The sequence below is a fragment of the Gardnerella sp. 30-4 genome (assembly GCF_001641215.1).
GTDB lineage: Bacteria > Actinomycetota > Actinomycetes > Actinomycetales > Bifidobacteriaceae > Bifidobacterium > Bifidobacterium leopoldii.
Map to the genome: position 1 here is coordinate 1 of NZ_LXJL01000035.1, position 10964 is coordinate 10964.

The 10964-nt window shown below is 38.9% G+C and carries 7 protein-coding genes and 1 pseudogene; 6 read left to right on the plus strand and 2 right to left on the minus strand.

All coding sequences use genetic code 11. The annotated features are described in order from the left end of the window. Nucleotides 1-98: 98 nt before the first annotated feature. The 6 genes and pseudogenes from A5294_RS02920 (at nucleotide 99) to A5294_RS02945 (ending at nucleotide 7222) form a co-directional block, all read left to right on the plus strand. Nucleotides 99-1610, plus strand: a complete 1512-nt coding sequence (locus A5294_RS02920; RefSeq protein ID WP_231880180.1) for an InlB B-repeat-containing protein — start codon at nucleotides 99-101, stop codon at nucleotides 1608-1610. 490 nt (nucleotides 1611-2100) lie between these two features. After that, nucleotides 2101-2523, plus strand: coding sequence for a GNAT family N-acetyltransferase (locus A5294_RS02925; protein ID WP_064340420.1), 423 nt, complete (start codon nucleotides 2101-2103; stop codon nucleotides 2521-2523). 129 nt (nucleotides 2524-2652) lie between these two features. Then, nucleotides 2653-3462 carry a nucleoside phosphorylase gene (locus A5294_RS02930; protein ID WP_004107172.1) on the plus strand — a complete coding sequence of 270 codons (810 nt, stop codon included), beginning with the start codon at nucleotides 2653-2655 and terminating at the stop codon, nucleotides 3460-3462. 291 nt (nucleotides 3463-3753) lie between these two features. Beyond that, complete coding sequence (locus A5294_RS02935) at nucleotides 3754-5520, plus strand: ABC transporter ATP-binding protein (protein WP_064340421.1); 1767 nt, start codon at nucleotides 3754-3756, stop codon at nucleotides 5518-5520. Nucleotides 5521-5791: 271 nt separating this feature from the next. Next, nucleotides 5792-6382: an abortive infection protein gene (locus A5294_RS02940; RefSeq protein ID WP_004119958.1), complete on the plus strand. Its 591-nt coding sequence runs from the start codon at nucleotides 5792-5794 to the stop codon at nucleotides 6380-6382. A 159-nt stretch (nucleotides 6383-6541) separates the two neighbouring features. Further along, nucleotides 6542-7222 (plus strand): annotated as a pseudogene (locus A5294_RS02945) (nucleotidyl transferase AbiEii/AbiGii toxin family protein). A 232-nt stretch (nucleotides 7223-7454) separates the two neighbouring features. Here A5294_RS02945 and A5294_RS02950 read toward each other — a convergent pair. Next, nucleotides 7455-8777: a Na+/H+ antiporter family protein gene (locus tag A5294_RS02950; protein ID WP_064340422.1), complete on the minus strand. Its 1323-nt coding sequence runs from the start codon at nucleotides 8775-8777 to the stop codon at nucleotides 7455-7457. A 91-nt stretch (nucleotides 8778-8868) separates the two neighbouring features. Further along, nucleotides 8869-10938, minus strand: coding sequence for an LTA synthase family protein (locus tag A5294_RS02955; RefSeq protein WP_064340423.1), 2070 nt, complete (start codon nucleotides 10936-10938; stop codon nucleotides 8869-8871). Nucleotides 10939-10964: the final 26 nt, after the last annotated feature.

The following is a 10964-nucleotide window of genomic DNA, read 5'->3' on the forward strand; positions in this document are numbered from 1 at the left end:
CGATAATAGTTAGTTTGGCTGGAAATAAAAAATGAATAATAAAATAATTTAGTCTAGCAGTTGCTTTTGTAGCTACGATTGGACTTTTTGCTGGAACAGTGACAGCTCAGGCTGCTGATAAGGGAACTGCAGAAGTCAAGAAATATCCGCTTTCACTCGATATGGATATCGCTTTGGACCCTGGGTATGGCCACACGCATCCAGGTGGTAAAGGACAGATTGACAAAAACATTGAAAGCATGTGGGAAAATCTTCCAATAACCGTTGAGGATGAAAACGGAAAGAAAATTGATGTTAAGAAGAATCTGCAATCTAACTTTCAGCGGTTTGTTGGCGATTTTGCGATAGGAGAAAAATTAACAATAACGATTGATACTGATAAAATTCCCGTGGGTTATCATCTTTCTCATGATACGGATCGCACATATATTCCAGCAAAGGGCTACTCTAAATTCACTGTTACGTATAAACTCGACGATGGTAAGCCCATACCTCTGCGAATTTCGTTTGGAAAATTGAACGTGAAATTCGATCTTAAGGGCGGAAATATTGAAGGTAAGACGGATCCAATCGTCAATACTGTAAAAACGGATAATACGGTTGATTTCCCAGCTGACCCTGCAAAAAAGAATTTGGTGTTTGGCGGATGGTATACCGAGCTTCCTGATATTGAATATTATCGGAATCATAACATGGCAGGCAAACGCTACTACTGGAATAAGAAGTCACTATTTTCGGATACCAGTTGTGACGTGCCGCAGTGGAATGATGAGAAATTAGATCCTCGGGGCGACTATCAATTTTTACTTCGCGCACAGTGGAATGCGAAAGTTTCGTTTAATGCTAATGGTGGCACTTTTATTGACGGTAAAGCTGAGAAAAGTGGTGCAATACGGCAAGGTAAGAGTATTAAAATGTTAGCTGCTCCTACGCGCGAAGATTATCAGTTCTTAAACTGGGTGGATGCTGCTGGTAAAGCCTACAAGCCTGGTGATATGTATACGTTGAATGCTAATACTGTGTTTACTGCCAAGTGGAAGCAGATTCGAAGCACGGTTACATTTAAGGATGGCGATAAGACTCAAACGGTAAAGGTGGAAACTGGTAAGGCTATTGATACGGATGCGTTAAAAGATCAGTCAATGCCTAAGAATCCAACTAAAGATGGCTACACGTTTAAAGAGTGGAATACTAAGGCGGATGGTAAAGGTAAAGCATTTACTGGAACAACGCTTGTAAATAGTGATTTGACTGTATATGCCATCTTTACGAAGAATCTGAAACCAGCACCTACTCCAGATCCAATTTTGCCTGCACCTTTTGAGCCTGAATCAGGGATGGAGAATCCATTGTCAGTTCCTGAATCTCAAACTCCGGAGACTAAACAAGAGCTATCTCATGCGCCTAAGTCGGAGCATGAACATAATACAGCGCATGAATATGTGAAATCTCCTGTTGTTGAACATAATACGGAAAAGCATGTTCCAGATATGCCTAAGACTGGTGAGTCAGCTTCAGTTGTTGCGTTGATTTCTGCTTTAGGTTTTGCTATTGCTGGTTTCGCTGTTGTGCGATTGAGGAGAGTGTTTGAAGCAAAATCCGTAAGATAACTAGTGTTTACTTGCGTAAGTTGAAGTTTTACGCGCTTTTATAAGGCTTCGTAAAGTCTTATAAAGTAAATGAGGCGGCCTTGACTAGTTGATAGTTAAGGCCGTTTTGTTTACTGACGCTTGTTTTTGTTTACTTATATAGCTGATAAGTAAACAAATTCGGGGAAGTGCTCTTGTTTTTATTTACTTGTGTACCCTCTAAATAAACAAATTCGGTGAGAAGCTCGCTAGTTAGATCTCTTACGAAACTCACGTTGGAGGTTCACAGTACTTCCAATCCAAGTGAGTTTTTGTATTGAAGGGAATTGAAATCCCAATGATTTCAATCTCGGTCAAAGCGCTATAGTAGTACACGAATGCACGGGTTGTCTTTGGTGCATTAAAGTCCTATGTTAAAAGAAGAGATAGGTGACTTGATATACTGAGCGATTACGCTAGAAAATTTAGGGTTTCAACGTTGATTGCACAGTATTCGGGGGTGTTATTGTCAATGAATTTAGCAGATGTTCAAATAAAAGAGTATGAAAAGTATAATAGCAAAGATATTTTAAGGTTGTATGATTCCGTTGGTTGGTCTGCGTACACAGATGATTTAGTTGCTTTGGAAAATGGTTTTAACAATTCGCTCAAGGTTTTAGCTGCATATAAAAGTGATGAGCTAGTTGGCATTGTTAGAGCTGTTGGCGACGGATATACGGTTGTTCTTATCCAGGATATCCTTGTTTTGCCTGAGTATCAAAGGCAGGGGATAGGGTCTGCTTTGTTAAAGGCGATTGTGGATTGTTATCCTAATGTTCGTCAAATTCAATTGACTACGGATTGTACTGAAAAAACTATTGCTTTTTATAAGTCAGCTGGCTTTATTGAGTTAGCAGAAATCGATTGCTGCGGTTTTATAAAAGACAGGACATGATGCAGAAAATATGATTCTCTAGTGGCCATTAAGTGCGAATTTGCAGCAATTGACCATTTTGTGATCTTTGCGTATTAATGTGTGTATTTGTATATAGGATTGAATGGTTTGTAGGATGGAGTTGATTATATGACAGAATATAATCTACCAATTTTAGAGTATGATTCCGATAAAAGTGCAGTTTTAATGCCAAAACACGATAATATTTCTGTTCAGCTTCCATCTAAAGCGGTTTTTGCTTTCTTAGGCGATGAAATTGATCAGTATGCTTTAAGTAGGAAAGCTACAATTGTAGCAAATTTTGAATCTGCAACTAAAAAATATCCGATATATGTTTTGGAAGAAAAAGTAGGAGATACAGTAAGAGAAAATACAAACAGCGCAGTAGAAGAAGAAACGCAAAAAATCTGCTTAGTACAGGCCCCGGTTGGCGCTCCGGCCGCTGTTCAGATCTTAGATTGGTTGATTTCTTACGGTGTTAGTGAAGTTGTTAGTGCTGGTTCTTGCGGATCGCTAGTTGATTATGCGGAAAACGTTTTTCTGGTTCCGTATAAAGCTTTAAGGGATGAGGGGACTTCTTATCATTATTTGCCTCCAAGTCGTTATGTTGATGTTTCAGAGCGTTCGAGGCATGCTATTTTGCAAACTTTGCAGGCGCATAATTTGCCTTATCATGAAGTTAAGACGTGGACTACGGATGGATTTTTCCGTGAAACTAAGACGAAAGTTGCTAACCGTAAGCAGGAGGGATGCGCGGTTGTTGAAATGGAGTGTTCTGCTTTAGCAGCTTGTGCGCAAATGCGCGAGATTGTTTGGGGTGAGATTCTTTATACTGCAGATACTTTGCATGATGTTGAAAATTATGATGAGCGCAATTGGGGTGGGGATTCTAAAGCGTATGCTCTTGAGCTTTGTATTGAAGCAGTGTTGCGCATTTGACACGTTTACGCTGATATCACGTATAAAACCATCGTTCTAATTTGATTTTTTTTTTAACTCTATGCTTATTATTTCTAACAAGCATTACATGTAAGTGTGTTTAACCATTTATAGGTGTTGTCAAGTAGATAAGCATGAACAATCAGGATAAGTATGATAGTGTAGCTTTCAACGTTTTGTAGCGGGCGAATCGGCAAAATAGAAGCGAAAATGCTAGCTACGAAAATGCTATTAGATAGGAAATAGTAGAAATATCGAAAATAGCTATAAAGGAAGTGAGAGGTAGCGAGAATGAACAAAACTGACAATACAGCAAATCAGCAATCGTCCGCGAATCAGCAATCATCCAAACTGCATCCCGACGTAAAAAATTACGTAAAACTATTTTTCAAAGAAAACAAGCTTGTAGCTTTTCTTTCGATGATAGTTTTTATTTCCTTGTCTATGATTTACACTGCTATTTCTTGGATTTTGCAAATTATTTTCGACTATATGGCAGGTAAAGGATCCTACTCTTTAACTACTATTTTGCTGCTTGTCGTTTCCTTTATGCTGGCAATCTCCCTGATTTTCGCGTTGAAGCGCAGTTCGTACCCTCGCTTTCTTGAAAAAGCAATGAATCAGTATAAAGAGTCTGTTATCAAGAAGCTTTTACAGAAGAGTTATAGTGATTTTTCGCTCGCGAATTCCGGCACGTATCTTTCTGTACTTACTAATGATTGCGAGCGTATTCAAGAAAAGTATTTGAAGAAGATTTTTGACTTTGTTCAAGACGTTCTTATGCTGGTAAGTTCGCTAGCTCTTATGATTTACTATAGTCCACTGCTCACTGTTATTGCTCTTATTATTTCCGTGCTTCCTATGGTGTGCTCGATCCTTACAGCTAGCGGAATTGCCACTCGAGAGGAGCAGGTTTCTAAGTCGAATGAGTCTTACACAGCTTTGACGAAGGATGTTTTGAACGGCGTTTCGGTTATTAAGAGTTTTAAGGCGGAGCAGGAGGTTATTAACCGTTATCAGAATCAGTCGATGGAGCTTGAGCATACTAAGAATCTTCGCGAAAAAACGATGACTACTGTTTCTGCTCTTGGAACGATTTCAAGCCTTGCAACTCAGCTTGGCGTGATGCTTGTTGGTGCTTGGATGGTTAACGCTCATGTTGGTGTTATTACTGCTGGAATGGTGTTAGCTTTCACTAATTTGATGAATGGCGTGCTTCAGCCTATTGCAAGTCTTCCGCAAATGCTTGGCGAGATGAAAGGTGCCAAGAAGCTGATTAGCAAGATGGCTGATTATATGAGTAACGCTAAGGAAGATTCTGGCGAGATCATTGACGATTCTATTAAAAACGTTGTTTTGCGCGATGTTTCGTACGCTTATGACCTGGATCATAAAGTCTTGAAAAATGTAAGTCTTAGTTTGCAAGCTGGAAAATCTTACGCGATAGTGGGACCTTCTGGTGCTGGTAAGAGTAGTTTGATTAATCTGCTTATGGGCTACTACAAGGATTATGAAGGTAGTGTGAAGCTGGATAATCACGAGCTTAGCAATGTGAGCAAGAGTTCGCTTTACGATAAGACGACTCTTATGCAGCAGTCTGTGTTTATGTTTGATGCTTCGATTTTAGATAATATTACGCTTTTTAAGCCATTCCCAGATGTGGAAGTGGATCGTGTGATTCACTTGGCTGGTTTGGATGATTTGATTGCTGCTAAAGGCAAGGATTATCAGTGCGGCGAGAATGGTAGTCATCTTTCTGGCGGCGAAAAGCAGCGTATTGCTATTGCGCGAAGCCTGCTTAAAAGGTCCGAGATTCTGCTGGTTGATGAGGCTACAAGCGCGTTAGATAACGAGACAAGTGCGAACGTAACGCAGTCTATTTTAAATTTGCAAGGAATTCTTCGACTCGTGGTAACTCACCGCTTGGATGCCAATTCGCTTAAGCAATATGATGAGATTCTTGTGATGAAAAGCGGCGAGCTTATTGAGCGCGGAAGCTTTGAGGAGCTTATGAATCAAAAGGCTTACTTCTACTCGCTTTACACTGTGTCTATGTGAGGATGTTGATCTGGCTTGGGCTTGGCTTTCGCTTGGTTTGCGCTGAGCAATTTTAAGCTCAGTAGAGACACTGGTGCAGATTGCGTACTGCGCGATGTCTCTGTTTGGCACTAGTGGCCATTAGGTGCAAAATTGCGTTGTTTGGCTACTTTGTGATTTGGTTAAATGTGGTTTGGCTATTTGCACTTTACGATTTGCTTGCGCATTTGATACGTTTATGCTGATATAATATATGAAATCAGCGTAAACGTATCATTAAGTAGGTGGGCAAATGTTAAAGGATCAATTGTGCAATTACATAGAGAAAAAGCAAGTTTTAAGCATTGATAGTGTCATCAAAGAACTTGGAATTAGCCCGTCTAGTGTTTATCGATTTATTAAAGATGAGAGCTTAGAACGCGTATCAAAAGGTGTTTACGTTAAGAGCAATTTGTGGAATGATGAAATGAATTTATTGTCAAAGCGCACATCTGTTGCTGTTTTTTCACATGAATCTGCCCTTCTTCTACATAATTTGACTGATAGAGAACCTTCTTCTTTAACAGTGACTGTTCCGTCAACTTATAATGCAAGTAGTCTAATTAAGACTGGTGTTAGGGTGTTTTATATAAAACCAGATTTTTTAGGAATTGGTAAGACGAATCTTATGTCGCTTGAAGGTAATCTTGTGCCTTCTTATGATTTAGAGCGCACAATTTGCGATATTTTGCGTTCTCGTTCTCAAATAGATGCACAGGTGGTATTTGGTGCGTTAAAAGCTTATGTTAAAAGAAAGGATAAGCGACTTGATATACTAAGCGATTACGCTAAAAAATTTAGGATTTCAAAGTTGATTTCACAATATTTGGGGGTGTTGTTATGAGAATGAAGGATGCTAATCAGCTTAAAGCAAAAATAAAGAATGTTGCACTCCAAAAGGGTGTAGATCCTCGCGTGCTAATGCGCGTATATATGATGGAGCGTTTTTTTAGATCGTGTTTCTCGCTCGCGGTATAAAGACAATTTTGTTCTAAAAGGTGGAATGCTGATTTCTTATCTTGTTGGCGTAAATCTTCGTACAACAATGGATATTGATACAACTATGCAAAATATTTCTCTTAGTGAAGATGATGTGCGTATTTTTATATCAGATGTAATATCTATCAATATCGATGATGGTGTTAAATTTACGCTACAAACGCTTGATTCTATTATGCAAGAATCTGACTATCCAGGGGTTCGAGCTAGCCTAATTGCAGATTTTGATGGTACAAAAACTCCTGTTAAAATCGATATTTCAACTGGACATGCTATTACTCCATCTGCTATGGAAGCAGAATTGCCTTTAATGTTCTCATAATCTATCTCTTTATTGACTTATCCAATTGCAACGATTTTAGCAGAAAAGTTGCAAACAATTCTTGTGAGGGAAGAATTTAACACGAGAATGCGAGATTTTTATGATTTGCATGCTCTTAGAGTGTCTCAAGGAGATAATGTCTTTAAGAAAGAAGAGATTGCTAAAGCTTTTTACGCTACTTCTCAAACGAGAAACACCCTTTATTTACTGAGTAACGTGAATGAAATTTTCGATAGGATTAAAGATAGTGAAGTGATGAGAATAAAGTGGAAGGATTACCAAAGGAAAGCACCTTGGGCTAAAAGTCTTTCTTGGGAAGAAATAATGCAAGATATGAAATTTCTTTTTGATGTTCTTTCATAATGAGGTTGTAGCTTAAGTTATTTTATTATTTGAATGGCTTTTATTAAATCATCGGGAGACGTGCGATAGTGGCCAATCGTTGCGAATTTGCAGCGATTGGCTACTTTGCGATTGGTTGATTGGTGGTTAAAAATAAACGCCAGGGAGTTTATTCAACTCGACTGGCGTTTATTAGTCATTTGTGTTATTCGCTAGTTGTGTTTTTACTTGCTGTGTTTGCCAAAATAATCTGCTAAATAAACTGTGATATTACAATGCCGGCAGCCATAAGCGGAATATTGAAAATAAGGAATGTTGGAACGCAAGTATCCCAAATATGACTGTGCTGACCGTCTGCGTTTAAGCCGGAAGTAGGCCCAAGTGTGGTATCGGAAGCAGGGGAGCCTGCGTCTCCAAGAGCTGCAGCAGAAGACATAAGAAGAATCGTTGCAGGAGTGCTGAAACCAATGCTCTGGCACAGTGGCACGAACAAAACCGCAAGAATAGGAACCGTGCCAAACGAAGTACCAATGCCCATAGTCACAAGCAAACCAATAAGCGTAATAACAAATGCAGCAACAAGTTTGTTTTGTCCCATAGAAGCTACACCAAAGTTTACAAGCTCCTCAACTCCGCCTGTCGCTTGGATCACGTTAGCATATCCGCCCGCAATGAGCATCACAAACGCAATAAGACCCATGAGTTTTACGCCGCCAGTAAGCTGATTGTCAATGTCATTCCACTTTATTGCTCCAAAAATAATCATAGTTGCAAGACCTGCAATAGACGAAAGCGAAAGATCCTTACTAATAACTTGCACTACTACAACAACAATAATTGCGAGAATAGTCACATAATGGCGTAAATTAAGAGGTCCGACAACGGCGTCGGCGGCACGAGTGTCAGTTTCTGTAGTTTTGTATTCGCGAGGTTTCCTGTAGAGCACAAACACTGCAAAAAGTAGTGATGCAAACATTGCAAGACCTAAATACCAGTTCACAGCACTAACGTCTGCAACACTAACCTTCATGCCATTTTTAGAAAGATTCGTAGCAATAACAGTTTGGAAAATAAGACCAAAGCCAAACGGAATAGCAATATACGGAACTTCAAGACCAAAAGCAGTGCAGCATGCTGCAGCTCGACGGTCAAGCTTCATCTTATTCATAACTCTCAAAATAGGCGGAATAAGAATAGGAATATAAGCAATATGAACCGGCACAATATTTTGAGACATGCATGCAATAAGAGTTAGTACCGCAAGTAGAGCGTACTTTTTCATGCCAATGATTGAGCTAATTTTTTTAGAAATAATTTGAGCTAAGCCTGTTGCAGTAATTGCTTCCGCAAAAGTTCCAAGCAAAATGTAGGCGAGTGCAGTTTGTGCGTTGGTGGAGAAACCGTCGCAAAGCAAAGCCATAATTGTGTGATTTCCGTCACCGAAAAGAGGAAGATGACCGGCAATGCCACCTGCAATGCAAGCTACTATCATTGATAGCAAAACATTAAGTTTTGCAAGACTAAGCGCGCATAGCACTACAACCGACACAATAACCGGATTAAATATARTWTTCATTAACAAACTGCAAATCAATAAGCCCCTCGCTATTTGAAAAATAATATTTATCAAATACAAACGAGGGGCATTTTAATTATCAAACTAACTTTTAGCGCGGTAATTTCATAAAATCAGTATTACGCAAATAATGCTTTCCAGCAGTAATATCGTATTGTATTAAGCGATAGTCGTGAAGAAGTTGACGTGACTTCTTATCCATCTTAGACAAAATCATCGGATTACCATCGTTATCCAAATAAATTGATTGTCCTTCAGGAATTCTATCCCAGCCTTGAATAGTATTTACAACAGGAGGCTCCATAGCACTCACATGCTCATGTAAACGAGTTAAGAAAGCAAGATACGGAGAAACTTTAGCGTTCATATGTAAAGCAGCCTGAGAAATAAAGAAGTTAGGTGAAGAATACTTATTAGTACGATCTACATCTTTACTTGTATTAGAATGCTCTACATTTTTGTTTGAAGATTTTTTCTCACTACGCTCTTTACGCTCCAAAGCAACTTTATTTGACCAAATAAAATAATCAGTCAAATGCAAAGACAATGAATTCTTTTCATCCGAACTTGCAGTACCGTAAATTCCTGGCAAATGGTCACCATAAAACATAACAGTAATAGGCTTATTCAGTTTATCTAAACTCTTCAAAAACGCTTGCGTTGCTTCATCAGTGTGCTGCACACCCTTAGCATACGTTTCAATAGAAGTTTTTTCATCATCACCAAGATCAGCGGCACCATCTTTAGAAGACGCTTCGAATTCATTATTCGCATACCAATCCCTATAAGGCATGTGGTTTTGCATAGTAACAATTTGTACGAACCTAGGTTGCTTATGTTCTTTAATCTTTTCTAACGCACTCTTATATGCTGATGCGTCAGAAACATACGGCGATTTATCTAGCACATCACGGTGAGCAATAACATCAGGTCCTTGCAATGCGTAGAACTTACTAAATCCAAACTTTTTGTAATTAGTAGCGCGCAAATACATGCTCGGCTCATACGGGTGGAAAGCTATAGATTTAATAGAATTACGAGAATCATCCCAATATTGATTAATAGTTGGAGACCATTGAGCATTAGGAACCAACTGCTGATACGGACTAGTCATTGAAGGATCAAAATTAGCCATGCTCAAACCAGTTAAAGACATGTACTCTAGGTTTGCAGTACCGCCACCGTAACCAGAAGAAAGCATCAAACCACTATCCGTATGCTTCTTCAAATTGCTAATAAATGGTATTGGATTCTTGTTCAACTTCAAACCAGGAACACGAGTAGGATCAGAGAACGATTCAGACAAAATAAGAATAAAAGTATTATCGTTCATATTTGTTGTACGAGAACGATTTATACGTTTAGATTCATCGTTATAACGCTTGTATACAGCCTTCATAGTTTCTTCACTGTAATCAGCCGGCCTATCCATAATTTTAGGATTTACATTACGCAAAAATGCCACAATAGCACCATTGCGTTGAGCATCATAAACAGAATCCCACATAGCAGGACTGTCACCAAGCATTTTAGAAAAAACGTTAGCTGAAGAGTCGACTGTGCCAACGCCGCCAATATACCAGCTTAAATTCCCTATTAAAATCAACGCAATTGCAACACGAATGCCAGCAGAATAGCGCCAATCTTTAAATCGCACAATCTTTCCATGATTTGTATCAAATATGTGTAAGCAAACAGTTGTAACTAAAAGCAAAATAAAAACGCCTAAAGCAACACCAATGACCATAGGAGCATTATCTGGCAAAAATGAAGCGACATTACCAGTGTTACTTTTTAAAAAGTTTAAGTCCGCAGGAAGAATAGTTTCATAACGAACATTTACTTTCATATATTCAATAACAGCAATAAGCAATGAAACACTTAGAATTATTGCACTTGATATCCAAAATCGGTTACTAATCAAAAGAATTAAACCGTATATCATCGCAACGACGAGCGCACTAAGAACAATAACAAAATTAAGTTCTCTCCAAGTTTTAGTTATTAATCCCCAACGTCCACCAGACATTGCAGAAGTCATCTCAACTCTTCCAGCGCGCTGCACACCCATTTGCACAATAATTACCGACATGCCGTCAATAACAAAGAAAAGAAATGCATACAGCCAATACGGAACTTTCAAGCGCAAAAATGACTTCATATTATCCCTGTCTCTTATACACATCT

Excerpts from the sequence above, each read along its gene's own strand:
- A5294_RS02925 (WP_064340420.1), top strand. The coding sequence starts at position 2,101 with ATGAATTTAGCAGATGTTCAAATAAAAGAGTATGAAAAGTATAATAGC.
- A5294_RS02930 (WP_004107172.1), top strand. The coding sequence starts at position 2,653 with ATGACAGAATATAATCTACCAATTTTAGAGTATGATTCCGATAAAAGT.
- A5294_RS02935 (WP_064340421.1), top strand. The coding sequence starts at position 3,754 with ATGAACAAAACTGACAATACAGCAAATCAGCAATCGTCCGCGAATCAG.
- A5294_RS02940 (WP_004119958.1), top strand. The coding sequence starts at position 5,792 with ATGTTAAAGGATCAATTGTGCAATTACATAGAGAAAAAGCAAGTTTTA.
- A5294_RS02955 (WP_064340423.1), bottom strand. The coding sequence starts at position 10,938 with ATGAAGTCATTTTTGCGCTTGAAAGTTCCGTATTGGCTGTATGCATTT.